The organism is Motiliproteus sp. SC1-56 (genome assembly GCF_017309075.1).
Taxonomy (GTDB): Bacteria; Pseudomonadota; Gammaproteobacteria; order Pseudomonadales; family Balneatricaceae; genus Motiliproteus.
The window spans coordinates 24,408-50,648 of sequence record NZ_JAEMGS010000021.1 but is presented as its reverse complement, the minus strand read 5'-3'; the positions used below and the strand labels follow the sequence as shown (position 1 = coordinate 50,648).

Below are 26,241 nucleotides of genomic sequence, written 5' to 3'. Positions count from 1 at the left end.
GAGAAACTTCTCTTTGCGTGTCTGGCGACTCTTGCTGGTGAACTCGCTGTCAGCGAAGGAGAGTTGGTGATCCATGGATAGCCCTCAGCACATCAGAGCGCGGATTGTCTCATGCCAAGGGACTTAATCGCATGCTCCTTAGGTAATCCGCGTGACAGCGGATTTGCGGACTATCTGATAATTGCCGGGCCGATAAAGCGTGAAGCCCCTTCGTTTCTGCCCCTGCCGGTGGAGATTCGAAACAGCGGCGGCGAAAAAGCGGAGGGAATTGAGCTTGTCACTCGACGGCACAAGTGGCTGAATCGAATTGAAAATGATTTCCTGGCGCGGCAGTCTCCCGAGGTTGCAGACAGAATCACATATCACTGCATTGACTCCCAGGATCACCAGACCGCCTTGCTATCCATCGGCGCTGTAGGCCCGGGGGAAGCCCTGGTGGTTCAGGATGGATTTACCTTTAACGATGCCTATCCCCTTTCGTTAGAGAAGGAGGCTGGAGTGATGGATTATCACCAATTGAAGGTGCCCTACCATCGCTTTCTGGCCCATGACTTGACCTTCTCGTTATTTGTGAAGGGCGAGGAGCCGGTGCAACGCAACCTGAAGGTCATTATCGTCGATACGGCGGAAAGCCCGCTCGCGCAGCAGCTGGACAAGTACAACCGGGCTGTCGAACAGCAGCACAAGCAAAACAGTGTGCTGAAGCGGCTGTTTGGCGGTAAGGCTGAGCCTGAAAGCCTGTCGCTGCTCGAGTTTGATGAGCGCTGCTACCAGGAGGGCGATGCGGATATGGCCACGATCAGTCTGAACAACGCGGTGATCCGCCATGGCTATTTTGACCCAAGCGGCGCCGTGGTCATCCGCCCTGGGCAGCCTTAACCGTTCCGTCCCCCGGTCCTGATCGCGTTTGCCGGCCAGGCGGTTCGATGCCGGGCTGAACTACCCGGTTGCCGGCTACGGGAGTGAGACCTGGGATCGGTTCTTTGGCGCCTGCATGGCAAAGCGCGTGTTCGCAACCATGGAGGGGCCTGAAAGGGGGGCCTCCTCGGCCTGCCGTCGGTAAATGGACTGATCTTCCTTGATGGCCTCCAGCACTTTGATGCCGGCCAGCCGGTCCTCTGCGATAGACAGCGGGTTTTCGGAAAGAATCACGAAATCCGCCAGCTTGCCCACTTCGATCGACCCCTTGGTCTCTTCTTCGAAGTGCTGCCAGGCGGGCCAGAGGGTCATGGCTTTGAGCGCCGTGGCTACCGGCACCCGGTGTTCGGGGCCCAGTACCCGTCCGCTGCGGGTTTTGCGGGTAACGGTGGCGGAAAGCACCCGCATCGAGTCGGGCAGCGCCACCGGAGCGTCGTGGTGCGTGCCAAAGCGCATGCCCTGTTTCAGCACCCAGCCGGTGGGGGAGATGTTCTCGGCCCGCTCCGGACCCAGTACCGAGCGGCGATGCCAGTCACCCCAGTAGAAGGTGTGCATGGGAAAGAGGGAGGGAAAAATGTCGAGTTCGCGCAGTTCTTCGACCTGATCTCTACGTAGCACCTGGCCGTGAATGAGCACCGGGCGGTTGTTCACCCGCGGGTATTTCTCTTTTGCCAGCCGCACCGCCTCGATGAAACGGTCGCTGGCGGCATCCCCATTGGCGTGGACGAGAATCTGCCAGCCCCGGGCGAACGCTTTCTCCACCGCGTCGATCGTGGTCTGCGCGTCGATGGCCGGGTAACCCCGGTAGTCGGGCCGCTGCCCATCGGGGGGTACGCGGTAGGGCTTGGTCAACCAGGCGGTTTTACCCTGGGGCGAACCGTCGATGGTCAGCTTGACGCCGCCGATTCGATAGCGGTTTTTGTAAACCGGTGAGGGTTGCGGGTTTTCTACTTCCAGCACATCGGGGTAGGCCACCAGGTCGATGGCCAGCTTGCCGGCATCGGCAGTCCGCTGCATGGCCGCCAGCGCCGCCCCCATCGCCCGCCCTTCCTGGCCGGTGGTGTAGCCGAACGAGGCCAGCAGCTTGGTGCCTTCTTCCACCAGGGTGTCATTGACCCCGTCATCGAAATTGGCGGCCAGCTTGCTCATGAGATAGAAGAAGGCATATTCCTCCGCCACGCCGTTGGGCTCCTTAGAGCCCTCCCGGCGTCGGAACACGCCGCCCTCCGGATCGGGGGTGGCAGCCGTCACGCCGGCCAGCTCCAGGGCTTTGCTGTTGGCCACCCCGAGGTGACCGGACTGGTGAATGATGATCACCGGCAGCTTGGTGGATATTTTATCCAGGTCGTCGCGGGTGGGGTGGCGTTGCTCGGCGAGCTGGGAGTCGTCATAACCAAAGCCTGCGATCCAGCCCACTTTTCTCACCGCGCTTTCGCTGTTGTCGGCCCACTCTTCCAGCAAGTCCAGCAGGCTTTCAATGTTTTTGCCCCCGCCGTCGGGTGGGGGCAGCAGGTTGGCCGTGGAGGCCTGGAGCCCGATCATATAGGCGTGGCTGTGGGAATCGACGAACCCCGGCAGCAGGGTATTGCCATCAAGATCGATGATTCGGGTCGTCTCCCCCTTGTGCGCCTGTTCGATCGAACCAAGCGGGCCTACTGCCAGAATCTTGCCGTCTTTTACCGCCACCGCCTCGGCGCTGGGCTGGGCATCATTCACGGTAATGATGGTGCCGCCGGTGTAGATGGAGTCGGCGATGGCGGGCGGGCGCATAAACGCGCAGCCGCTGACCAGCCCGGTGGCGATCATGAGCACAAGGGCAGTTAGAACTCGCCGGGACATTGTCTATTCTCCTCGAGGCGGTGAGTCGGGGACAGCCACGTCGCTTTGGCCGGCTTCGGCTATCGGGCGGGGATGGTGGCCAGTAAGAGCATAATAGATGAATCCGCGAGACGGCTGCGGGCGCGGGCTGACCGTCGCTGAGCGAGAGGAACTGCCCCTCGGCCCCGTTAGCCAGGCCAGGTCAACCCGGACGATTGCTGCGCTATATTTGAATACGCCCGGTTGCGGGGGCGCGTCGCGGTGCCCGGTACTGTGCGCTTTGTGGATCAGGGAGGTCGGTTGTTCGCCATGGATGGGACGTCCTGCGTTCTTTTCTGGCAGGCGGGCTCTTCGGGTTTGCAGGGACCGGGCGTTTGGGCCCGCGCAGGTGCCGTGCTTTTTGACCCCTAGCAAGGCAAAGGGGCCAGGACGCGGGCAGCAGGCAAGGACGACTTTAACGCGAGGGTACTGCACAGGGAGCGGCGTATGGCAGGCGTGGACAAAAAGCCCAACCCCTGGATTCCGATCGTCATTTCGATTTTGTCGCTGGTCGCGGGCGGGGGCTGGATCAAGTACTACCTGGAAGCGGAATCCAGCGCACAGGAGAAGAACCAGCAACTGGTGGTGGACTACCTGGCCCCCATCGAGGCGTTGCTGTCGGACAACTTAGCGATCAAGAACCGGATCTACGAAAAATACCGGGAAGGGGGCTGGGGCATTCTGGAGTCCTACGTGGTCCGGATGCAGCGCGGCACCAGCCCGGAGGAGAACCGCCTGATGACGGCCGATATCGTGGTGCTGGTTGAGAACAACAAACGGATCATGACGCTGCTGACCAAATACGCCGGTTATACGCTTACCGATGACTTCAAAACCGAATCCACCAAGTTCCGGGCCCACGCCCAGGAGTGGGTCAACCGTTGGTCGGCGGTCCAGTCCTACATCGATAACGACGCTCAATTGGCCTGGGCTGCGCCTTTTCCCGAGGGGTTTCCGGGGGCGCTTGAGGCGGAACTGGCAAAAAGAGGCGCCTTGTAAGGCGCGTCTCTGAGAGTTTGAGAACAAACATGTCTTTGCATGAGAGCTAAATAGCGATGCCGGAGAATAGCAAAAAAGACGTCTGGGACCGGTTCGGCGCCATCTCGACGTTCCTGTCGACGGTGGTGATCGCCGCTTTAGGCCTCTATTTCACCCATTCCTACAATGAACGGCAGGGGGCCAGGGATTTCCAGGCGCAAATCCACCAGACCCGGGTCCTCGAGATGCAGACTGTCGAGAAGTTTATTCCGCACCTCTCCGGCGATGAAGAGACCAAAAAAATCGCCTTGCTGGCCATCACATCGCTCGGCAGTCCCGAGTTTGCGACCAAGTTTGCGCAGCTCTCGCCCTCGGAGGGGACGGAAGCCGCGGCCGATCAGATCATGCGCACGGCCACCCCGGCGGGCCAGGACAAAGTCCCGGAGGCCGTGGTCTCCTCACCCACGCGCGAGCGAGAAGGGTGGGCTTACGTTGGCCATTACGTGGATTCGAGCGGACGCTGGAAAACCCGTTACTTCGATATCAACGAAGCCATTCAGCCCGCTTCTCTGGTTGGACAACGCTTGACGGTCCGAGCACAAACCGGGGCTTTGAACGTGCGCGAGGGCATGCCTAACCTGGGCGGCAGCTTCAAACCGGTTATCGGCGCTTTAAAGCCCGGGAGTCAGGTCGAAATCGTCGAGGTAAAGGAGTGGCTGAGCAGCGGTTACATCTGGGCAAAAATTCACTACGGCACCTAAACAAAGCGGCGCTGCGGGTGAGCCCGGGTAGCGGTATTGCTTAGATGCCCAATAAATTACGCCAAGGAAGGGGATAGACGATGGCAAAGTATGAAACGATCAGGAGCAAACTGAAAACCGGCGATATCGTGCTGTTTTCCGGAAAAGGGGCGATCAGTCACGGCATTAAGCTGTTTACCCTCAGTAAGTGGTCCCACGTGGGGATGGTCATTAAACTCCCCGACACCGATACGGTGTTCATTTGGGAGTCCACCACGCTTTCGAACCTGGCCGATGTCATTGACGGGAAGAAGAAAAAGGGCGTGCAACTGATCCTCCTGAGCGACCGGATCAGAACCTACAGCGGTGAGGTGTCGATCCGTCATCTGCAGGGGTACGTGGTGGATGAAAAAAACTACGAGAAGTTGATGGCGCTCAGGGCCTCCCTCAGGAACAAGCCCTACGAGAAAAACGAAATTGAGTTGATCAAATCGGCCTACGACGGCCCCTGGGGACACAACGAAGAGGACCTTTCCAGCCTGTTCTGCAGTGAGCTGGTGGCGGAGGCCTATCAATGCCTGGGGCTGATTTCGAGCAAGCTCTCATCCAATGAGTTCACCCCCAAGGATTTTACCGAGGAGAAAAAGCTGGAGCTGGCGCAGGGGGCCTCGCTCAGCAAGGAAATAGCGGTCACTATCTGAGCTTAAGCGCCTGCCGGGGAGGCGCCAGCGGGGCTGCATGAGGGGCCGTATCGGCACGTTGTTCGTCCCGCCGCTATGCTTTCCGGCAACGAGTGGAGTAATACGGGGAGGCTCCGTTGCCCGCATCCAAACGCCTGCGCAAGACCTACCGTCACCTGAGCGATCGTGCCGAGCGGGGCTTTGATGCGACCCGCCAGCAGGTGCGGCGATTGACCGAGGATCGGGTCTGCATCGGGATTACCGGTCTGAGTCGAAGCGGCAAGACGACCTTTGTCACCAGCCTGATTAATCAACTCACCCACTACGATCAGGCCAACCTCAGCGGCTTCTCTCCGGCGCTGGGGGGGCAACTGCTGGGGTGCCGCGTACGCCCGTTGGAGGATCGGCGGCTGCGGCCCTTTCCCTACAGCGGGGCGATGGCGGCGCTGGCGGCGACGCCTCCGCAATGGCCGCAGCCGACCGAGGAGCTCAGCGGCTGCCTGCTGGCGCTGAAGCTCAGGCGCGGCCGCGGCCCCCTGGGCGCGTTGCGCGGCGCTCGACGTACCCTGTTCGTCGAGATTCGCGATTACCCGGGGGAGTGGCTGCTGGACCTGCCGATGATGGGGCTTGATTACGCCCAGTGGTGTGGGCAGTGCAAGGAGCTCTACGTCCGTGAGCCGCGTGCCTCGCTGCTGGGCGAACTGGGGGAGACACTGGCCGGTCTCGACCCGAGCGCCCCTTACGATGAGGGGCAGGCCCACGCCCTGCATCAGCGCTATCTGACGTTTCTGCGTCGCTGCAAAGGCTCGGAGCACCGACTGAGTTTGATTCAGCCGGGCCGGTTTCTGATCCCCGGCCCCGATGGTCCCCCGCTGCACTTTCTGCCTTTGCTGGGGCAGGAATTGAGTTCCCGGGCGCTTCAGGACGCGGACCCGCAAAGCTACTTCAAGGTGTTCGAATCCCGCTATCAGGCTTACATCAGCGAGCATGTAACGCCTTTTTACCAAGAGTTTTTCCGTCCGGTACAGCGCCAGATCGTGCTGGTTGACCTGGTCAACGCCCTCAACGGCGGCCCGGCCTACGTGGAGGATCTGCGCGACGCCCTTGGCCGCATCAGCGACAGCTTCTCCTACGGGCGCCGCAGCCTGCTGGCGCGGTTGTTCAGCTCGCGTATCGAGAAGGTGGTCTTTGCCGCCACCAAGGTCGACCAGGTGGTGTCCCGGGACCATGAGCCGGCGCGGCGCCTGCTCGGCTCCATTGTCAGCCAGGCGATTCGCAACGCCGCCTACGAGGGGGTCACTCCCGCTGTGGAGGCGATCGCCTCCATTCGCTCCTCCATCAATATTCAGGATCAGGGGGACGACGCCCTGGCCGGGCGGGGGCCGGATGGCAACCTGGCCTACGTGCATCCGCCGGTGCCCGAACAGCTGCACACCGAAGCGGACTACGGCGAATTTCGCGACTGGAAAATTCCTCCCCTGCAGCCGCCACCGGGCATTCGGGAGTCGGGAGGGCCCGCCATTCCCCATATTCGGATGGATACGGTTTTGGAAATGTTGATCGGAGATCTGTGCCGATGAGCGAACAGGAGAACAACACACAAACCGCCCCCCACCAGCGAACGGCGCGCACCTTCGTCCCCGGGCAGGAGCAGACCCTGGCCGGCCCGCCGGAAACGATCAGTGGCGATCCGGCCGCGACAGGCGTTGATTACGCCGACCGGCCCCTCGATGCCCGCCCGGTTCGTGGACTCAAGTGGCTGCTGGGGCTGCTGGCCATCTACCTGGTGGTCGCGTTGGGGGTGGACGGCTACGGCCTGGTGCATCGGGCCTGGTCCACCCACTGGATCTGGGGCGGGCTGGTGGCGGCGCTGCTCCTGGGATTGGTGGTGGCCGCGCTGGTGGTGGCTGCTTCCTGGCTCAGGGGAGGAGACAGCCTGAAGGGGGTCATTCGGCTGCAGGGGCAGGCGCAGCAGCTGCGGGCAGCGCGATCCCAAGGGCAAGCGGGGGGGTGGCTGGCGGCCCTCGGTGATTTCTACGCGGAAAAGCCCCAGGCGGCAGCGCTGGCTCGTGCTGTGGACGGACTGCCGGATTACGTCGATGACGGCGAGACGGTGGCCCACGTTGAACAGGTGTTTCTGAAACCCCTGGACCAGCAGGCCTACCGCCAGATCACCCGCTACAGCGCCCATGCCGGGGTGGCGGTGGGGCTCAGCCTGTGGCCGTTGCTGGACATGGCCCTGACCCTCTGGCGCAATGCCCGCCTGGTGGAGGCGGTGGCGAAAACCTATGGCGTACGCCCGGGCTTTGACAACCGGCTGCGTATCCTGTTGTTTGTACTCAAGAACATGGCCTTTGCCGGGGCGACCCAGATGGCCAGCGACTACGTCACGGCCCAGAGCGCCAGTACCGTGCTGCCCAAGGTGGCCGGTGGTGTCGGCCAGGGGCTGGGGGTGGCGTTGATCTCCGTGCGCATCGGCCTGCTGACCATGCGCGCCTGCCGGCCGGTGCCCTTTGAAAAGGGCCGCCAGCGGGGCATGGGAGGCTTTGTTAAAGAGGTGGGAGAGGCCGTGCTGGCCTCACGTAAGGGGTGAGTGAGGCGGTGGGGGTTTTACGCAAGGAAGCGTGTCCGGGGAAAGGGGTAGCGGGGAGGCCGACGACGGGGGCCGTGAAGTCGTTTGTATCCCTGACCGGCACGGAGCATCGGGTGCGTAGGGCCGCAGGGCCGCAGGGTTTTAGGGCTTTAAGGCTTTAAGGGGGAAGTGGGACCCGCCAGCCCCGGTCCGGCTCCAGTGCCTTCAGGCGTTGAATCCGGGCCTCGGTCGAGGGATGGGTGCCGACGTCGGCGGGGCGGGGACGGCGCCGGTGGGGTAGAAAGAAGCGGTGCAAGGGGCCGTCGGGGGCATATTCCAGCAGGCGCAGAGCGTTGATCAGGGGTAGCGGGGTGCCCAGCAGTTCGGCGCTGCCGCGGTCGGCCTCGAACTCGCGAGTTTGCGACAGGCTCAGTTGCAGGCGCCGACAGAGCAGGGGGGCGAGCAGCAGCAGTATCGGCGCTAGCCAGTTGATTTTAAGGTCGGTGAGCAGCACCAGCGGCAAGGAGACGCCGATCAGTACCAGCCCCACCAACACCAGGTAATTGACCAGGCGTCCGATCAGCTCCGCAAAGGTGAGCAGTTGCACATCCTGGTGGCGAATGTGGGCAAGCTCGTGGGCGATGACCCCCAGCAGCGGCTGCCAGTCCAGTTGGCGCACCAGGCCGTCGGAGATCGCGATGGCGGAGTCCTTGCGCGTACCCACGGCGATGGCGTTGGGCTGGGGACTGTCGATGTAGTAGAGCACCGGTTCGCGGGGCAGACCTGCCCGTCGGCTCAGCTCCTTGAGGGCCCGGTGCAGGTCCGGCGCTTCTTGATAAGCGAGGGGACGGGCCCGGTAGAGCCGCATCAGCAGGCGCGGGGGCAGATGGCGGTTTAGCTGGTGGGCGAGGACCAGTACCAGGAAGGCGCCGAGGGCGGTGTAGGGCCCGGCGAGCAGCCAGGCGATCAGCGCCAGCAAGCTGCCCATCGCCAGCAGCAGCACCCAGGAGTGCCACCGGTTTAAGCGGCGGCTGCTCTCCAGGGCCTCTCGGTGCATGGCGCCCCCGTCAGCCCGACAGGGCCAGGTAGAGGGTTTCTCCCTGCCGCTCGATCAGCAACAGCAAGCCGCCGCGTCCTGCGCTTGCTGCCCTCGCCAGGGCTGCAAGGGTTTCTACGGCGATGCGGTTGGCGGCCAGAATGCGGTCGCCGGGGCGCAGGCCTCCCCGGGCGGCGAGGCTGCCCGGTTCGACACCGGCGACCATCACGGTCGAGCGCTCAAGGGTCTCGGCCAGCTCGGCCCCATCCAGGTAAGGGGAGAGCCGAGTGCCCTGGGCCCTGGCGCCGTAGGGCGAGCCCATCCGTGCGGTTAGCGAGAGGGGAGTGCCGTCGCGCAGTAGCTCCAGTTGTAATGTGTCGCCCACTGCGAGCATGCCCAGGCGGGTCCGCAGGACAGCGGGGTCGGCCACCGGGCGCCCGTCAATGGCGAGGATGACGTCGCCGGCGCGCAAGCCGGCCTGCTCCGCCGCAGATCCCGGCACCACCTGGTTGATCAGCACGCCGCCCTGGTCACTGCCCAAGCCGAAGGCTTCGGCAAGGTCCGGTGAGAGGTTCTGCATCAGGATCCCCAGGCGCCCCCGCCGCACCTGCCCCTCCCGCGCCAGGTGCGGGGTAATTGCTGAGGCCATGTTGGCCGGGATTGCGAAGCCGATTCCCACGTTGCCGCCCCCCGGGGCGATGATGGCGGTGTTGACCCCCACCAGTTCCCCCTTGAGGTTGACCAGCGCCCCGCCGGAGTTGCCCGGGTTGATGGAGGCGTCGGTCTGGATAAAGTTCTCGTAGCCCTCGATACCCAGCCCGGTGCGGCCCAGGGCGCTGACAATCCCGGTGGTGACGGTTTGGCCAAGGCCGAAGGGGTTGCCGATGGCGATCACGAAATCGCCGACCCGCAGCTGATCGGAGTCGGCCAGCGGCAGGGCGCTGAGGTTGTCGGCCGACACCTCCAGCAGGGCCAGATCAACCTCCGGGTCGGCGCCCAGCAGCCGTGCGCTCAACTGGCGGCCGTCGGTGAGGGAGACCTCGATCTCGTCGGCGTGGTCGATTACATGATGGTTGGTGATCACCCAGCCGCGCTCGGCGTCAATGATGACCCCGGAACCGGCGCTGCTCGAGCGCCGTTGCCGGGGTTCCGGAACATTGAAAAAGCGTCTGAAGAACGGGTCTTGAAGTAGGGGGTTCTGCGTTCTTCGGTGGGTGTACGTGGCGATGTTGACCACCGCCGGGGTGATCTCTTCCAGCAGGGGGGCCAGGGAGGGTAGCTCGCGCCCCTGGGCATCTGCCGGGGGCAGTGCGGCCCAGAGGGGGGACGCCCAGCACAAAAGGCTGAACAGGATCAGTTTTGCTGTTTGCACCGGAAACCTCCTCCCATCAGCATAGCCCGCCCGATGGGTTTCATGGCAGGGACATGGGGGGCAAGGAGCCCGGTTCGGGCTCCTGCTTGCCTCGGCGGGCCGGTAACAGGCCCGCGGGGGGAGCCGCTAGGCGCCGCTCTGGATCTCGATGTTGCGCGGCTTCATGGCTTCGGGGATTTCCCGCACCAGGTCTACGTGGAGCAAGCCGTTTTCCAGGGTGGCGCCGGTGACCTTAACGTGATCGGCCAACTGAAAGCGGCGTTCAAAGCCGCGTTCGGCGATGCCCTGGTAGAGGAACTGGCGATCCTCTCGTTCCGCAGGCTTGTTGCCCTTGATCAGGAGGGCGTTGGCGTGGCTCTGAATATCCAGGTCGGTGCGCGAGAAACCGGCTACGGCCATGGTGATCCGGTAGCTGTTTTCGTCCAGCAGCTCGATATTGTAGGGCGGGTAGCCCCCCTGGCTGTTGCTGTCGCTGGCGCTTTCAAGCTGGCTGGCCAGGCGGTCGAAGCCGATGGACGAACGGTAAAGGGGGGAAAAGTCGACGTGCATTCTCATATCCTCCGCTGAGCAATATGTGTAAAGGCCCTTCCTGCCGGAACGGGCGGGTTGATGAAACGGCCCCAATCGGCGGCCGCTGGTATTACAGATAGGGGCTGTCGGCGTAAATCCAAGAGTCGTCGGGAAACTTTTTTCACGTCGCCTTTGCCTCCCCCTCTAAACCCACACGAGGTTTTCAGGATTCAGCGCTGCCGTTAAACTAGCGGCTTGTCGTTCCGGGGCAAGCGTCGTCCCGGCATCTAGGTAGCCGCCGGTGTTGATCTCGCGCCGGCGTTTGGAGCAAGGCCGACTCAATGAATCGCATCACGCCCAATCTCGGGGGCGCCCTCAAGCAGGAGCGCAAACGCCAGGGGCTGAACCTGGCCCAGCTGGCGGAATCCTCCGGCGTCTCCCGGTCCATGTTGTCCGAGATCGAGCGCGGCAATGCCAACCCCACGTTCACCACCCTCTGGAACGTGACCCAGGCGCTGGGGGTCTCCATCGATGAGCTGGCCGCCCGCTGCCAGGAGAGTCCGGCGGATTTTATCGAGGCGTTGAGCGCGCAGCAGACGCCCCGAATGGTGAGTGACGACGGGGGCTGCGAGCTGCGCGCGCTCAATCCGCTCTCCTCGGCCACCGAGTTCGAGTGGTACGAGCTGCGTTTCGGCCCCGAGGCCCGGTTGGATTCCGAGCCCCATGCGCTGGGCACCGTGGAGCACCTCTCGGTGATCGAAGGGATCCTGTGCGTGCGGCTGGACAACCGGCTCGAGCGCTCAGTGGAGACCGATGCGACCTTACGTTATCCCGCCGATGTCCATCACTGCATCTTCAACCCCGGGCAGGCTCCCGCCCGCGCCTTCCTGGTATTGCAGCGGCACCTGTGAACGCCCCCAGCAAGACCGCAAAGCCTTGAGAAAGATCAATAAAACGACCGTTTGAAAGAGGCCGGGCTGGTCTCTCTTTCCCGGCTCGGTTATTTTTCCGTGAATTTTCCGACTAGAGTATTCAATGCCGGCACACACTCGGTTCCGGCGCTCTGTCGGACCGCCCACCGTGCCGAATCCCAACCCTCCATAGCAGGCACGTGTGGGGCAAGCGAAAAAGGACAACATCATGGTCGCCAAGGTCGCTCTGTTTTTCCTGCTCGACAGTTCCAAGGCGCGCGTGCCCGAAAATTATGGAAAGCAGGTGCCGGTACAGAAAGTCGCCCCTTTCTATGACAGCCTCAGTCAGGCGTGCAACTTCTCCAAACTTAATTTTCCCGACAGCACTGCCTACGCTCTCAGCCTGTTTAAAAAGCCCTACACCACCGACATCATGGTGGTGGTACGTGACCTGGGGAATGCTACCAGGAGCCAGCTGATCAACAGCAGCCGGCAACAACTGGCGCAGGTGCTGAACGTGGGCAGCGAGCGCTTTCACCTGGTGGATTATCAATATCGCGCGCTCTGGCTTTCCAAGGGGGTTCAGCGGCAGGAATTCGTGCACATGCTGGAGAGTTTCAGCGGTGAGCTTAACGCCGACCCGGACCTGCTGCCGCGCATGGATGCCCAGGACTACTGGCTGATGAACCATGACCAGGGGTTTATCTTCGGCGGCAAGAACGAGGATGACTTCACCCGGGCGATTATCTTCTTTGCCCTGGCCCAGGCTTATCACTATCAATTCGGATTGCAGATCAACCGCCTTTCGGCCTCTTCGGAGCAGAGCGTCGAGGCGCTCATGGGGCTGCGACTGGAAGCGTTGCGCTTTCGTGCTCATTACTTCTTTGGCAACCCGGTCAAGCCCGGTGACAGCGATGCCTTTGCCACCTACGCCCACATCATTCGCTCACTGGACCTGGTGCCGGTGGAGCAGGAGCTGGCCCGTAAAATCAATGATATCGGTAACCTGGTGCAGGCCAAGCAGGCCCGGGCGCAGGCCCCCGGGGCGACCGAAAGCGTCTGGCCTGAGCGCGACCGCTTCCGTACCCAGCCCAACAAACCCGGTCCCCGCGAGGTCGCGCCCCTGGCGCCCGATGCCATACCGGCACCGCGTCGTCGACGCTGGTTGCCCTGGTTGCTGATTCTGTTGCTCGTGGTGGTGGCGCTGGTCGCCGGGGTGGTCATGCTGGACGAGGGGCGTGCCGCTTTGCCGTCCTGGCTGGATTCCCTGCTGGGAATGGTGGACGTGTCCCCCACCCTGAGGTCGGGCTAGCACTCTGGGACATTGACCGCCAGCCCGCCGGTGGAGGTCTCTTTGTACTTGGCCTGCATGTCGGCCCCGGTCTCTTTCATGGTCTTGATCACCTTGTCCAGGGAGACAAAGTGCTCGCCATCCCCGCGCAGGGCGATCTGAGCGGCGTTGATCGCTTTCATGGCGGCGATGGCGTTGCGTTCGATGCAGGGCACCTGCACCAGCCCGGCCACCGGGTCGCAGGTTAAGCCCAGGTTGTGCTCAAGCCCTATCTCTGCGGCATTCTCAACCTGCTCGGGGCTGCCCCCCAGCAGTTCGGTAAGCCCCGCCGCGGCCATGGCGCAGGCCGAGCCCACCTCTCCCTGGCAACCTACTTCGGCACCGGAAATTGAGGCGTTCTCCTTGCATAGGATGCCGATGGCGCCGGCAGTGAGCAGGAAGCGGGCGACCTGCTCCTCGTTGACCTGCGGGCTGAAGCGCCGGTAGTAGAAGAGCACGGCGGGAATAATCCCCGCCGCGCCGTTGGTGGGGGCCGTGACGATACGCCCGCCGGCAGCGTTCTCTTCGTTGGTAGCCAGCGCGTAAAGGTTTACCCAGTCCATCGCTTCCAGGCTGGCCGTGATCAGGTTGGCCTCGTCTTTACTTTTCAGCGCCCGGTGAAGGCCCGGAGCCCGGCGTTTGACCCCCAGCCCCCCGGGCAGCTCGCCCTGGCCGTGCAGGCCGCGCTTGATGACGGCCTTCATCTCCTCGCCGATTTTGGCCAACCCGTCGAAAATGTCCGCCCGGGGGCGGTTGACCTCTTCGTTGCGCAGCATCAGTTCGCTGATCGACAGGCTGTTTTGGCGGCAGTGCTCCAGCAGATCGGCGGCACTGGTAAAGGGGTAGGGGGCAGGCGGCCCACCGGCTTCGGGCGGGGCGTGCTCGCCGGCCTGGAGGATAAAACCGCCACCGATGGAGAGGTAGGTGCGCTCGAGCAGTACGCGCCTGGCATCGCCAAATGCGGTGAAAGTGACGGCATTGGGGTGCTGGGGGTGCGGTGTGAGCGTCATTTTCAGGTCTTGGCGCGGGTCGAAGGCCAGGGGGTGGCCGCCGAGGAGGGGCAGGGTTTTTTGTTGCAGCGACGCCTCAAGCCGTTTACCCGCTTGGTAGGGATCGATCGTCTCCGCGGTCTCGCCCATCAGGCCCCAGCACACCGCGCGATCCGTCCCATGACCGACGCCGGTGGCGGCAAGCGAGCCGAAGAGCTCGATCTGGATCCGTTGCACCCCGGAGAGCCCCTGCTCTTCGCCCAGAGTTTCAACAAATTGATGGGCGGCCTTGAGCGGGCCCAGGGTATGGGAACTGGAGGGGCCTATTCCGATTTTGAACAGGTCGAATACGCTGATGGTCATGGGCGTTGCCCGCTTAAAAGTACTTACTGCCAGTTTAGAACCCATTGCCTGGTGATTCGCTCGATTTTTCCCTCTGGCATCGTCTTATTCCGGGGGTGGCGGTGAGGTACAAACGTGATTGTTTCCGTTGGCCGTGAGACCGGCTATGCTTGAGCTTGTCAGCGCGTTTGTTTTTGAAGATATTTAGCATGCATAAAGGGCTTTTTGCTGCTTATCGAGGGAGTTTGAACGGCTTACACTAGTTATCGTGGAGATCGCTTGCCAGCAGGCGCAGTACAGGGAGATCAGGTATGACCACGGCAGCACCGGTGCAGGGTGAGCGCCACCAAGGCGTGATCCATCTTTATTGTAGCGAGACGATGGAGGGTTTTATCCTTTCCGGCGGCTCGGATTACCAGTTTCAACTGACCGATATCGTTGGCACCGAGCCGCCTTCGATAGGAGAAACGGTCGAGTTTTCTTCGCAAATACTGAACAATCGATTGCTGGCCCGAAAAGTGGTGCTGGCCAGCAACCCCCAGTTTATCGACTTTCACCGCAGGCCCCGGGATAGCCGCAGCGTGGCGCGGGACCTCAACTCTAAGCCCGGCGACCGGCCGGTAGCCAAAAAGCCGGCAATCAAGGCGGGATCAAGCGAGGCGCCGGGCGCTTCGCCCTATATACGCTGCCAAGCCTGCCACCGGCTCGGGGTGCCCAGGCAGGTCAAGCGGCGTGCGGGGTTTCTGTACCGCGGACAGGGCGCCTGGAAACGCTATTGCCCCCACTGCAAAACCTTGCAAATTGAGACCGGGCGTACGGCGCCGCGGCTTGCTCGCACCCTGCTGGGTGTGGTTTTTGCGGCGTTGATGGTCGGCCTCGGCCTGGGGTTACTCTGATTGAGCGGGTAGGCGGGCGAGTTCCGCCAGGGCTTGCTTATCCTCGTCGTCGATCCAGAGTATGCGGTTGAAATTGTGCCGGGCCTTATCCCACTGCTCCTGCGCGAGCGCCTGTTCTGCCCGCTTTCGGTAAAGTTCGCGAATCCGCTCCAGGCCTAAACGGGCCTCCGGGTGGTTGGCGTCCGCGGCCAGGATTTTGCGATAACTCTGTACGGCATTCGCCTGGGCGGGAAGGGTCAGGCGATAGGCCGCTTCATGGGCTTGGGCTTCGGCCAGCCAGCGCGTCAGCAGCTGTTTGAGCGGCTCACTGGGCGGTGGCGAGGGAGGGAGCGTTGCGGCGACCGCGCTGCGCGTTCTCTTATCAACCAGAGGGGCTGACCTCCCTTCGTTTGTATCCTCCGGCTGGCGGGTTGCCTGTGCCACCGATACCGCGTCGGGGCTGACCGCACGGCGGACCAGCCCGCTGCTTGACGTTTCCTCTGGTGCGGAGAGGGCCGCTAAGTCCGTGGTTGAACCTGGTGCCGCGACTTGATCAGCCGTCGGGGCCGGGGCGCCGGTCATCGCCGTGTCCGACCGGGCCGCGCGGGTACCGTCGCCGGGGCGCGGCTCCTCGAGGTAGCCTGGTGCAGGCCCTTGGCCGTTATCCACGACGATCAGCCCCACGATGCCCAGGCAGGCCAGCAGGCCGGCCGCCAGCAACAGCGGATGGCGGCGCTGAAGGGCGCTCAGCGAAACCGGCGGGGGAGAGTCGCTGGCCGGGGCTTCGCGGTACTCCAGTTGCGTCTCGTATGAGGTGGCGGGCAGGCTCCCCGGCGAGCCGCCCAGGCGCGCCAGTTCGTTTTGGCGCCCAACAGGCACCGTGGCCGGCCCGAAGTCGTCATCGTTACGCAGCAGGCCAAAAGCGAACTGGCCGGCGCTGGAGGGGGGGGATTGTTGCGTCCCCGCGTTATCAGCGTCGTCGGAAGCTCGTTGAAGCAGGGCCTGTTCGGTCAAGTGGCGCGTCTGGCGCAGGCTGCCGTCTGCGCTGGCGAGAATTTCGTTGCGCTCTTCCTTGGACAGGGCGCTGCTGTTGGTTCCACCCAGCACCAGGATGAGGTCGATAAGCCTGGAAAGGTCCGTTTCTGAAGGTGGATTCAGAACCATCCGGCTGCGCAGTCCCTGCTCAGGGTCGGCGCCTCCGACAAGGCTGAAGTCCGCGCTGCTATCGGCGAACAGCACGGCGTAAAGGGGGCTGGCGGGGGCGTTTGATCCCGTGATCAGGGCAAGCAGCAACTCACGGGTCGCGGTGGGGAGAAACTGGGCGTCGTCGATGCATACCAGCAGGGGACGGTTTTGCTCTGCCAGGTGCCGGGTGCGTTGACGCAGACGGTCCAGTGGAGGTGCGGGCTGAGGTTCCGCTGCGCTGTCAGCGGCGGCTGCCACTGGCTGAGCGCCGAGGGCCGTGCAGAACTCATCCGGGTCGAGGCGGCTGTAGGCAAGGTCGACCACGGTGAAATCGCCCGTGAGGCCGCGAATCAGCTGCTGTTTGAGGTGGCTTTTTCCGCTGCCGGTCGATCCTTCAACGAGGATTATGCCGGGGCCTGCGGCAAGCGTTGCGACCACCTGCTTTCGGGTTTCGGCGACTCCCCGGGTGGTGAAATCCGGTAAGGACATGTTTGCGGTGGGGCCTCCATGGCGTACTTGAGTCTGGATCCAGAATCCGGCTGTCAGTATAGCCCCGGTGTTTGCCGCGTGAGGTTAATCCTCCGCCCAGATCCAGCGGATCGGCTCACCAAAATCGTCGTAGATCGCTTTTTTTCGGGGTTGCTTGCGAGACGGTCGCTTTGGGCGCTGGGGTGGGCGCTTGCGGGCTTCGATGGCAGCCACCACCTCCGGTACCGGGGTTCGGGACTGTCGGGGTTGGGTGAACTCCGGACGCGGCGGGAGCTCGGTTTTGTCGAGTCCGCTGGCCCCGCGTTCCACTTCGTCGATTTCGCCGCCCTCTCCCAGGTAGTCCCGCACCTGGCGGGCGATCTCATCGCGCAGTTCCGCTTTGGTCGGTCCCCGTTTCATGGAGTTGAGCCTTCCATGCGGCGTTGGGCGCTGCCGCGCTCGGGGCCTTGCCGCTGGGTCAGGTAGGCGGGCGCGGAGGTGATTCCTTCCACCCGCCGTCGAACCAGATCCAGGGCGGTGCCGGCGGCCAGTGTCTGAAACAGTTTGCGCGGAGGCGGCAGGCGCAGGCAGGCAGTTTCGATGTGGTTGCGGTCGCCCCAGGCGATCCACAGGGTGCCCACGGGTTTTTGCTCGGTACCACCGCTGGGGCCGGCGATGCCTGATACCGCCACCGCGTAATCGGCGCCGCTGAGCGCCAGCACGCCTTGGGTCATTTGCTGCACGACGGACTCGCTGACGGCCCCGTCCTGCACCAGGGTTTGCGGTGAAACCTTGAGTACGCGCTCCTTGATGGCATTGGCGTAGGCCACCACGCCGCACTCAAACACCTCGGAGGCACCGGCCTCGGCGGTCATCTGCGCGGCGATCAGCCCCCCCGTGCAGGACTCGGCGACGGCCAGGGTCTGGCCCCGGCGGGCCAGCGCCTGGATCAGGGTAGCGGCCAGGGTGCCCTGACCTTCGGCGACGATGTAATCGCCGATCAGCTGGTGCAGGCGCTCCCGGGTTCGGGCCAGCGCCTTGTGCTCGGCCGCCGGCGCCGACAGTTTGACTTCCAGCGTCGGTGCCCCGGCGCGAAAGCCCAGTTCGACGCCATCGGGCCAGTTATCGATTTCGTCGTCGATGCGCTGCTGCACGGTGGATTCGCCCAGCCCGAAGGTGTGCCAGCGCAGGGTCTGAGTTCGCTGCTCGGGGGCGGCACGCTCGGCCAGCCAGGGTAGCACCGTCTCATCCAGCATGGTGCGCATTTCGCTGGGAACGCCCGGGGTGCAGAGAAGCTCACAGTTGCGATGGCGCAGCTGGATGCCCACCGCTGATCCGCGTGGGTTGGGGATCAGGTCGGCGCCTGCTGGTAGCCAGGCCTGCTTCAGATTGGCGGCGTTGAGTTCAATACCGCGCCCTTCGGCCCAGGCCTGGAGGTGGGCGCGAGCGCCGGCATGTTCCTCGAGGGGGCGGTTGCTGAGTTCGGCCAGGGCCTGGGCCGTAAGGTCGTCACGGGTTGGGCCGAGGCCGCCGTTGACCAGGACGACATCCGCATCGGCGCAGAGCTTTTCGAGCTCGCTGACCAGCTGTTCCAGGCTGTCTCCCAAGGTGACTTTGCGGGTGATCGTAAGGCCCAGCTCGCGCAGCCGGGTGCCGATCCAGGCCGAGTTGGAGTCGACGGTGTCGCCGCTCATCAGCTCGTTGCCGGTGAGCAGTAGCTGAATATTCATCGTTCGCCGCACCTCCCTGGACGGAACCGATCATGCCGTTGGCCGCCGGGTGGGCGGCCAAACGAGTTATCTTAACGGCTTTGCCGGCGAGCGGCCAACGTCCGGTCAGCTGGGCTCCAGCACCGAGCGGTGTAGCGAGTTGGCGCGCATCTGCCAGCGGGGCAGGTCCTTGATGACTCCGGTGCGCTCAAGGTAGCTGCGCGACAGGCGGTTGGAAAGGTCGGTGTCCATGGCGTTGCGGACCGGCGGGATCAGTGCGTCGGCAATATGCACCGCGGTCAGAGGGGTAACGGCATCGTCGGGGCTTAGGTGGGGGGTGTGGTGCAGCAGCACCGCCTCCACCACCAGGGGGGGGATGTTCCAGAGCGCCAGCAGGTAGGCCCCGGTCTCACCGTGGAAGAAGCCTAAGGAGCGCTTTTCCTGGGTGCAGAGGTGTACGTTGTTGTCGGCGGCGTCCTGCATGACCCGCTGGTAACGCACCGGGTCACAGGAGGCGCTGTAGAGGATCCCGATATCGTGCAGCAGGCCGGCGAGGAACGCCTGCTCCTGCAGAGACGGGTTCAGCTTCAGGTCTTTACAGATGTTCTGAGCCAGGCGCGCGACCAGCAGCGCCCGCTGGTTCATTCGCTCAAAGGAGAAACTGGACCAGTTCTTGTTCGGCGGGTACAGGCTGGCTAGGTGGCCTGAAAGGGCAAGCCCCCTGAGGGTGCGCAGCCCTAGCAGGGAGACGGCCTGTTGCACGCTGCTGATCTGGCGCTTGAGGCCGAAAAACGCCGAGTTGACCATTTTTAGCACCCGGGCCACCAGGGCCGGATCCTGCTCGATGATCTCGGCGATTTTCTGGGCATCGCTCACCTCTGAGCGCAGCGCCCGGGAGAGCTCCTGGTAGACCCGCGGCGGTGACGGCAGCGGGCCGGCGCTGCTGAAGAACGCACGGGTCCGGGGCTTGGTGATCAGGCGTCGGAATTGGATCTGCTGCTCGATGGAGCGGGCGATCTGCTCGCTGCTGTCGGTGTATTCGTAGAGGCGGTGGCTGAGTTCCAGCATGCGGCTCATCAGCGGCGGGCTGCCGACCATGCCGGGCAGCATGACCCGCACCGCGTTGGGCTGCAGCTGGGTGGCTTTGGAAAGGCAGTCGAGGTCGGCATGGGGCTTGGCCGAAGGGGCGATCACCACCGCGTGATAACGGTTCTCTTTCAGGTAGGAGATCAGCGCCGCGCTGCTGTCCACTCGCAACAGGTCCCAGTGATGCCCCTGCTGGCGCAGGGTGGAGGCCCAGGCAAAATATTCACCGTGGGTGTCGAGCATTAACACTCGAATGGGTGGGCGTTGAGCGGCGGTGTTCATGAATTTTGGCTCGTTATTGGCAAAGGGTTGAGTGGGTTCGGTCTTATTATAAGTTATCGACCGCAGACGCCTTTGATTTGATCGCTAAAGGGAGAAATATTTAGCGGCGATTTGCAGTCAGGTTGATATAGATCAACCGTGGTTGGCGGCGGGGCGGATTTTGGCCCGCGCAGGCGGGCTGGTAGAATGCGTGGCTCCTCTAACCGGTGATTTCACGGATCCCTCATTTCCTCCTATGCAGCAGAGTGACGACGAGTACTGGATGGCCCATGCCATGGGGTTAGCGCAGCGTGCCGAAGCCTTGGGCGAGGTGCCGGTGGGCGCCGTGGTGGTGGTGGACGGGCAGGTGGTCGGGGAGGGCTGGAACCAGCCGATCAGCGGCCGGGACCCCTGCGCTCACGCGGAGATAGTGGCGCTTCGTGACGCGGCCCAGCGGGTGGATAACTACCGGCTGGTGGGGGCCACCCTCTATGTCACCATTGAACCGTGCACCATGTGCGCCGGGGCGCTGATCCATGCCCGCGTTCAACGCCTGGTGTTCGGTGCCAGCGAGCCCAAGGCCGGTGCGGTGGGCAGCGCCAGTAATGTCCTGGAGGCCGGCTGGAGCAACCATCGCATTGATTACCAGGGGGGCGTGTTAAGCGAGCGCTGCAGCGAGCAGATCAGCCGCTTCTTTCGCCACAAGCGTGAGCGTCGCCAGCTGGAACGTCGCCTTGCCCAACAGGCGCGTTCCGAGTCCGGTTCAGAGGGTATCGGGTAGGCGTGCCGGCGGCCCGACCGCCTCGCTGGCTTGCGGTACGGGGGTATTCTGGACCGCCTGGAAACGGCTCTCCCAGGCCAGCTGTTCAAGGTAGCGCCGTATATTACGTACGTAGACCACCGGTTCCCGGCCGCGGGCATAACCGTGGCGAACCGTCTTGTACCACTTGGCCTGGCTCAGTTTGGGCAGTTGCTCTGCCACGTCTGCCCAGCGGTCCGGGTCCTGGCCGGTCCGCTGGGTCAGTATGCGGGCGTCCTCCAGGTGGCCTCGACCCACGTTGTAAGCGGCCAGCGCCAGCCAGGTGCGATCAGGCTCCTCGATCCGTTCTGGCAGGCGCGAATGTAATTTTTTGAAATAGCGGGCGCCGCCCAGGATGCTCTGTTCGGCGTCGGTGCGCTTTTTTACCCCCATCTCCCGGGCGGTGTGCCGGGTCAGCATCATCACGCCGCGCACTCCGGTGGGGGATACCGCCCGCGGGTTCCAGTGGGATTCCTGGTAACCGATCGCCGCCAGCAGTTTCCAGTCGATGCCGGTCTCCGCTTCCGCCTCTTCAAACCAGGGCCGCAATTCGGGCAGGCGGGTGCGCAAGTGCTGACGAAAGGTCAGGTTGTCCACCAGGTTCAGGCGCCGGTCCTGCTCGTAGTAGGTCTTTGCGAGGCGGGCGATCAGCGCCTGGGTTTCCGGCAGGGCGAGAAAACGGTTGATGCTGTTTTTGAGGCTGCCGTCACCACTCTTTTTCAGCATCCAGGCCAACGGTTGGGTTTCGGTCAGGGGAAAGGCCACCTGCAGGCGGGGGAAAAAGGCTCGGTTGGCGTCGAACTCGGTTGAATCCACCAGGGTGTAGTCCAGCTCGCCACTGTGTACCTGCTCAAGCAGGTCCACCATTTCAAGGTTGTTGACCGATTGCCAGGCGTTATCGTCCGGCAGCAGGGCCTTCAGCTGTTCTTCGTGGCTGCTGCCGGCAATGACCGCCAGCCGTTCCAGATTCACTTCGGCCAGCGAGCGTGGTACCGGGCCGCCATCGCCGGTGCGGTAGATCAGCAGTGGACGGCTCTGCAGGTAGTTGTCGCTGAAGGTGAAATGTTGGCGGCGTTCCGGGGTGGGTGTTAGTCCTGCCGCAGCCAGGTGGCTGTTGTGCAGCCGCAGCTCCTTGTAGATCTGCTCCATATCATCGGCCAGGGTGATGGCGATGTTTACCCCGAGGTGGTCGGCGTAGGCTTTGCTCAGCTCGTACTCAAAGCCACCGGGTCCCTGGTCGGTGAGGAAGTAGCTGGCCGGACTCAGCCGCGTTACGATCCGCAGCTCGCCTTGCTGGCGAATCACGTCCAGCTGGGAGCTGGCGTTATAGCTGGCCAGGATCGGTATGCAGAACAGCACTAGGCCGGTGAGCAGGAAGAGGCTGTCCTTGGGCTGGAAGGGGCGGTGGCTCAGCATCGGCCGCCCCGCCAATCAAGGCGCTGGGGGCGTGGTAACCCCGAGCTGATTCCAGTACAATTTGCGCTTTCTTTTTTCAAGCCCGATCCCATACTCCGGTACTGCTTTCGAGAGGCCCGATAACCACATGCTCAAGTTGCGTGGCGCTCCTGCCCTGTCCCCCTTCCGTCGCCAAAAACTACTGCAGAAACTCCGCTCCCGGGTCCCTGCAGTTTCGGCATTATATGCTGAATACATGCACTTTGCTGAGGTCCGCGAACCCTTCCCTGATCAGGATCAATCGGTACTGGAAACGATTCTCAAGTACGGTCCCAAGGCGGCAGTGGAGCCCCTCGACGGGGAGCTTTTCCTGGTGGTGCCGCGCCCCGGTACCATTTCCCCCTGGTCTAGTAAGGCGACCGATATTGCCCATAATTGCGGCCTGGCGGATATCGTGCGGCTGGAGCGGGGCATCGCCTACTACGTCAAGGCGTCGAGCGAACTGAGCGAGGCGGACCGAGAGGCGGTGCAGGCGCTGCTGCACGATCGCATGGTGGAGGCTGTGTTCCCGGAGATGGACGCGGCGGCGCAGCTGTTCAGCCACGCCGAGCCCCGGCCGATGCAGCGGGTGGATATTCTGGGCGGGGGGCGCGCGGCCCTGGAAACCGCCAACCGGGAACTGGGCCTGGCCCTGGCCGAGGACGAGATCGACTACCTGGTGCAGAGCTTCACCGAGCTGGGACGCAACCCCGCCGATGTCGAGCTGATGATGTTCGCCCAGGCCAACTCCGAACACTGTCGCCACAAGATCTTCAACGCCTCCTGGGACATCGACGGCGAAGCCCAGGAGAAGTCGCTGTTTGCGATGATCAAGAACACCCACCAGCTGGGCGGTGAAAACGTGCTCTCGGCTTACGCCGACAACGCCGCGGTGGTCGAGGGCAGCGAGGCCGGACGTTTCTTCCCCGACCCCGATAGCCGCGAGTACGGCTACAGCCAGGAAGCGATCCAGATCCTGATGAAGGTGGAGACCCACAACCACCCGACCGCCATCGCCCCCCATTCCGGGGCGGCTACCGGCTCCGGCGGCGAGATCCGCGACGAAGGCGCGACCGGGCGCGGGGGCAAGCCCAAGGCGGGCCTGACCGGCTTTACCGTCTCCGATCTCAAGATTCCCGGCTTTGAACAGCCCTGGGAGTCCGACTACGGCAAACCCGGGCGCATCGTCTCCGCCCTGGACATCATGATCGAGGGGCCCATCGGTGGCGCCGCCTTCAACAACGAATTCGGCCGCCCCAACCTGACCGGCTACTTCCGTACCTTTGAGCAGCCGGTCAACGGCGCCAACGGCGAAGAGGTGCGCGGCTACCACAAGCCGATCATGATCGCCGGCGGCATGGGCAACATTCGCGACAGCCACGTGCAGAAGGGCGAGATCGAGGTGGGCGCCAAACTGATCTGCCTGGGCGGCCCGGCCATGCTGATCGGCCTCGGCGGCGGTGCCGCCTCTTCCATGTCCTCCGGCGCCTCCTCGGCGGATCTGGATTTTGCCTCCGTGCAGCGGGACAACCCCGAGCTGGAGCGCCGCTGCCAGGAGGTGATTGACGCCTGCTGGCAACTGGGAGAGACCAACCCCATCGCCTTTATTCACGATGTCGGAGCCGGCGGCCTCTCCAACGCCTTTCCCGAGCTGGTCAAAGACGGCGGCCGCGGCGGCGACTTCGAACTGCGTGAAGTGAACAACGACGAGCCGGGCATGTCGCCCCTGGAAATCTGGTGTAACGAGGCCCAGGAACGCTACGTGCTGGCGGTCAAGCCCTCGGACATGGCGCGCTTTGAGGACATCTGCGCCCGCGAGCGCTGCCCCTACGCCGTGGTGGGCACCGCTACCGAGGAGCACCACCTGACCCTGGGCGACCGCCTCTTCGAGAACAAGCCCGTGGACCTGCCCATGAGCGTGCTGTTCGGCAAGCCGCCGAAAATGCACCGTTCCGTTGAGCGCATCAGCTATGAGGTGCCTGAATTCGACGCCACCGCGATTGACCTGGGGGATGCCGCCGAGCGGGTACTGAAGCTGCCCAGCGTCGCCAGCAAGAGCTTTCTGATCACCATTGGCGACCGCTCCATCACAGGGCAAGTGGCCCGCGACCAGATGGTCGGCCCCTGGCAGGTGCCAGTGGCCGACTGCGCCGTCACCACCGCCGCCTACGACACCTACAAGGGTGAAGCCATGGCGATGGGCGAGCGTACGCCCACCGCCTTGGTGAACGCGCCGGCCTCCGGTCGCATGGCGATCGGTGAAACCCTCACCAACCTGGCCGCGGCCCGTATCGGCGCGCTGCACGATATCAAGCTCTCCGCCAACTGGATGTGCGCCGCCGGCCACCCGGGCGAGGACGAGAAACTCTACGACACCGTCAAGGCGGTGGGCATGGAGCTGTGTCCTGAGCTGGGCATCACCATCCCCGTGGGCAAGGACTCCATGTCCATGCGTACCGTGTGGCAGGATGACGGCCAGGAGAAGAGCGTCACCGCGCCCCTCTCCCTGATCATCTCCGGCTTTGCTCCGGTGCTGGACGCCCGCAAGACCCTGACCCCGCAGCTGCGCACTGATGCCGGCGAGACCGACCTGATCCTGCTGGACCTGGGGAACGGCAAGAACCGCCTCGGCCTTTCCGCCCTGGCCCAGGTTTACAACCAGGTGGGGCAGGACGTGGCGGACGTCGACGACCCGGCCCAGCTCAAGACCTTCTTTGCCGCCATTCAGGAGCTCAACCAGCAGGAGCTGCTGCTGGCCTACCACGACCGTAGCGATGGCGGCCTGTTCGTCACCCTGGCCGAAATGGCTTTTGCCGGGCGCACCGGTATCGATATCGACCTCGATCTGCTGGCGACCGCACCCGGCGAGTTCGCCGGCGCCCTGTTCAGCGAGGAACTGGGGGCAGTGGTCCAGGTCAAGCGCGAGCACACCGAGCAGGTGTTGACCGAGTTGAACGCGGCGGGCCTTGGCGACTGCGCCCTGGTGGTCGGCAGCCTCAACGATGACGATCGCATCAATATCTGCTTCGACGACGAGGAGATCTACAGCGAGTCCCGGGTCCAGCTGCAGCGCTGGTGGGCCCAGACCAGTTACGAGATCCAGGCGCTGCGTGACAACGCCGACTGCGCCAGGGAAGAATTTGACGGCCTGCTGGAGGCCGACAACCCCGGCCTGCACGCGGAGTTGACCTTCGATATCAACGAGGACGTGGCGGCGCCCATGATCGCCACCGGCGTGCGTCCGCAGATCGCGGTGCTGCGCGAGCAGGGGGTGAACGGTCAGATCGAGATGGCCGCGGCCTTTGACCGCGCCGGCTTTGCTGCCGTGGATGTGCACATGAGCGACATCCTGGCCGGCCGCGTCGATCTTGACCGGTTCAAGGGGCTGGTGGCCTGCGGCGGCTTCTCCTACGGCGACGTGCTGGGGGCCGGCGAGGGCTGGGCCAAGTCGATTCTGTTCAACGCCCGCGCCCGGGAGCAGTTTCAGGCCTTCTTTAACCGCGAGGATAGCTTTGCCCTCGGCGTGTGTAATGGCTGTCAGATGCTCTCTAACCTGCATGAGCTGATCCCCGGCGCCGAGCTCTGGCCTCATTTCGTGCGCAATCGCTCCGAGCAGTTCGAAGCGCGGGTGGCCATGGTGGAGGTGCAGCAGAGCCCCTCTATCCTGCTCAGCGGCATGGCCGGTTCGCGCATGCCCATCGCCGTGGCACACGGTGAAGGGCATGCCGAGTTTAGGAGCGCTGACCACCTGAGCGAGTTGCAGGGAACCGGCAACGTGGCCCTGCGTTACGTGGACAACCACGGCCAGGTGACCGAGGCGTATCCGGCCAACCCCAACGGCTCACCGGCGGGGATCACCGGGATCACAACCCCGGACGGGCGCGTCACCATCATGATGCCGCACCCGGAGCGGGTGTTCCGCGCGGTGCAGAACTCTTGGGCCCCCGCCGACTGGCAGGAGGACGGCGCCTGGCTGCGCATGTTCCGTAACGCCCGGGTCTGGGTGGGGTAGGCTTCAGTTAGCCCCTCACCCCAGCCCTCTCCCAAGGGGAGAGGGGGCGAGCATGGGTCGGTTCGGCACGCTCTGCCCCTTCTCCCCTCGGGGGAGAAGGTTGGGATGAGGGGGTGGTAAGCCCCGCCGCCACTCGAAGATTTAATCCAACCCCGGCCGAGGCCGGGGTATCCGTTT

At 63.7% G+C, this 26,241-nt stretch carries 21 protein-coding genes; 11 read left to right on the top strand and 10 right to left on the bottom strand.

The window, feature by feature from the left end; genetic code table 11:
* Positions 1-111: 111 nt before the first annotated feature.
* Positions 112-879 (top strand): hypothetical protein, encoded by a 768-nt coding sequence (locus tag JGZ97_RS17505; protein WP_207063999.1) that lies wholly within the window; start codon positions 112-114, stop codon positions 877-879.
* A 75-nt stretch (positions 880-954) separates the two neighbouring features.
* Here the strand turns inward: JGZ97_RS17505 and JGZ97_RS17500 are convergent, their stop codons facing one another.
* Positions 955-2,757, bottom strand: coding sequence for an amidohydrolase (locus JGZ97_RS17500; RefSeq protein ID WP_207063998.1), 1,803 nt, complete (start codon positions 2,755-2,757; stop codon positions 955-957).
* Between the two features lie 465 nt (positions 2,758-3,222).
* Between JGZ97_RS17500 and JGZ97_RS17495 the strand changes: the two genes are divergently transcribed.
* The 5 genes from JGZ97_RS17495 to JGZ97_RS17475 all read left to right on the top strand — a co-directional run bounded on the left by JGZ97_RS17495 (position 3,223) and on the right by JGZ97_RS17475 (position 7,766).
* Positions 3,223-3,774 carry a hypothetical protein gene (locus JGZ97_RS17495; RefSeq protein ID WP_207063997.1) on the top strand — a complete coding sequence of 184 codons (552 nt, stop codon included), beginning with the start codon at positions 3,223-3,225 and terminating at the stop codon, positions 3,772-3,774.
* 56 nt (positions 3,775-3,830) lie between these two features.
* A complete protein-coding gene (locus JGZ97_RS17490; protein WP_207063996.1) occupies positions 3,831-4,514 on the top strand; it encodes an SH3 domain-containing protein in 684 nt (227 codons plus the stop codon).
* A gap of 80 nt (positions 4,515-4,594) precedes the next feature.
* Positions 4,595-5,194, top strand: a complete 600-nt coding sequence (locus JGZ97_RS17485; protein WP_207063995.1) for a YiiX/YebB-like N1pC/P60 family cysteine hydrolase — start codon at positions 4,595-4,597, stop codon at positions 5,192-5,194.
* 116 nt (positions 5,195-5,310) lie between these two features.
* Positions 5,311-6,753 (top strand): YcjX family protein, encoded by a 1,443-nt coding sequence (locus tag JGZ97_RS17480; RefSeq protein WP_207063994.1) that lies wholly within the window; start codon positions 5,311-5,313, stop codon positions 6,751-6,753.
* A complete protein-coding gene (locus JGZ97_RS17475) occupies positions 6,750-7,766 on the top strand; it encodes a TIGR01620 family protein (protein ID WP_207063993.1) in 1,017 nt (338 codons plus the stop codon). The genes JGZ97_RS17480 and JGZ97_RS17475 overlap by 4 nt, the downstream gene beginning before the upstream one ends.
* Before the next feature lie 157 nt (positions 7,767-7,923).
* On the opposite strand, the gene JGZ97_RS17470 is transcribed toward JGZ97_RS17475, so the two are convergent.
* From JGZ97_RS17470 to JGZ97_RS17460, 3 genes are all read right to left on the bottom strand, one after another.
* On the bottom strand, positions 7,924-8,802 hold the full coding sequence (locus JGZ97_RS17470) for a zinc metalloprotease HtpX (protein ID WP_207063992.1): 879 nt from the start codon (positions 8,800-8,802) through the stop codon (positions 7,924-7,926).
* A 10-nt stretch (positions 8,803-8,812) separates the two neighbouring features.
* Positions 8,813-10,153, bottom strand: a complete 1,341-nt coding sequence (locus tag JGZ97_RS17465) for a DegQ family serine endoprotease (RefSeq protein WP_207063991.1) — start codon at positions 10,151-10,153, stop codon at positions 8,813-8,815.
* 126 nt (positions 10,154-10,279) lie between these two features.
* The gene (locus JGZ97_RS17460) at positions 10,280-10,708 is read right to left on the bottom strand and encodes an Hsp20 family protein (RefSeq protein ID WP_207063990.1); all 429 of its coding nucleotides are present in this window, start codon (positions 10,706-10,708) and stop codon (positions 10,280-10,282) included.
* A 296-nt stretch (positions 10,709-11,004) separates the two neighbouring features.
* On the opposite strand from JGZ97_RS17460, the gene JGZ97_RS17455 reads away from it, so the two are divergent.
* Together JGZ97_RS17455 and JGZ97_RS17450 are read left to right on the top strand one after the other, a co-directional pair.
* Positions 11,005-11,574 (top strand): helix-turn-helix domain-containing protein, encoded by a 570-nt coding sequence (locus JGZ97_RS17455; protein WP_207063989.1) that lies wholly within the window; start codon positions 11,005-11,007, stop codon positions 11,572-11,574.
* Between the two features lie 202 nt (positions 11,575-11,776).
* Positions 11,777-12,886 (top strand): hypothetical protein, encoded by a 1,110-nt coding sequence (locus JGZ97_RS17450; RefSeq protein ID WP_207063988.1) that lies wholly within the window; start codon positions 11,777-11,779, stop codon positions 12,884-12,886.
* On the opposite strand, the gene JGZ97_RS17445 is transcribed toward JGZ97_RS17450, so the two are convergent.
* On the bottom strand, positions 12,883-14,256 hold the full coding sequence (locus JGZ97_RS17445) for an L-serine ammonia-lyase (protein ID WP_207063987.1): 1,374 nt from the start codon (positions 14,254-14,256) through the stop codon (positions 12,883-12,885). The two genes, JGZ97_RS17450 and JGZ97_RS17445, sit on opposite strands and share 4 nt — an antisense overlap.
* Positions 14,257-14,546: 290 nt before the next feature.
* On the opposite strand from JGZ97_RS17445, the gene JGZ97_RS17440 reads away from it, so the two are divergent.
* Positions 14,547-15,131, top strand: coding sequence for a hypothetical protein (locus tag JGZ97_RS17440; protein WP_207063986.1), 585 nt, complete (start codon positions 14,547-14,549; stop codon positions 15,129-15,131).
* Here JGZ97_RS17440 and JGZ97_RS17435 read toward each other — a convergent pair.
* From JGZ97_RS17435 to JGZ97_RS17420, 4 genes are all read right to left on the bottom strand, one after another.
* Entirely contained in the window at positions 15,123-16,784 is a 1,662-nt protein-coding gene (locus JGZ97_RS17435; protein ID WP_207063985.1) for an ATP-binding protein, read from the bottom strand. The genes JGZ97_RS17440 and JGZ97_RS17435 overlap by 9 nt on opposite strands.
* 84 nt (positions 16,785-16,868) lie before the next feature.
* Positions 16,869-17,183, bottom strand: coding sequence for a hypothetical protein (locus JGZ97_RS17430; protein ID WP_207063984.1), 315 nt, complete (start codon positions 17,181-17,183; stop codon positions 16,869-16,871).
* A complete protein-coding gene (locus JGZ97_RS17425; RefSeq protein WP_207063983.1) occupies positions 17,180-18,493 on the bottom strand; it encodes a CinA family nicotinamide mononucleotide deamidase-related protein in 1,314 nt (437 codons plus the stop codon). Before JGZ97_RS17425 ends, JGZ97_RS17430 begins: the two co-directional genes overlap by 4 nt.
* A gap of 105 nt (positions 18,494-18,598) precedes the next feature.
* The gene (locus JGZ97_RS17420; protein WP_207063982.1) at positions 18,599-19,840 is read right to left on the bottom strand and encodes an HDOD domain-containing protein; all 1,242 of its coding nucleotides are present in this window, start codon (positions 19,838-19,840) and stop codon (positions 18,599-18,601) included.
* Positions 19,841-20,075: 235 nt separating this feature from the next.
* On the opposite strand from JGZ97_RS17420, the gene tadA reads away from it, so the two are divergent.
* The gene (tadA, locus tag JGZ97_RS17415; protein ID WP_207063981.1) at positions 20,076-20,600 is read left to right on the top strand and encodes a tRNA adenosine(34) deaminase TadA; all 525 of its coding nucleotides are present in this window, start codon (positions 20,076-20,078) and stop codon (positions 20,598-20,600) included.
* Here the strand turns inward: tadA and mltF are convergent.
* On the bottom strand, positions 20,583-22,034 hold the full coding sequence (gene mltF, locus JGZ97_RS17410; RefSeq protein ID WP_207063980.1) for a membrane-bound lytic murein transglycosylase MltF: 1,452 nt from the start codon (positions 22,032-22,034) through the stop codon (positions 20,583-20,585). The genes tadA and mltF overlap by 18 nt on opposite strands.
* Positions 22,035-22,161: 127 nt before the next feature.
* Between mltF and purL the strand changes: the two genes are divergently transcribed.
* The gene (purL, locus tag JGZ97_RS17405) at positions 22,162-26,064 is read left to right on the top strand and encodes a phosphoribosylformylglycinamidine synthase (protein WP_207063979.1); all 3,903 of its coding nucleotides are present in this window, start codon (positions 22,162-22,164) and stop codon (positions 26,062-26,064) included.
* Positions 26,065-26,241 lie beyond the last annotated feature (177 nt).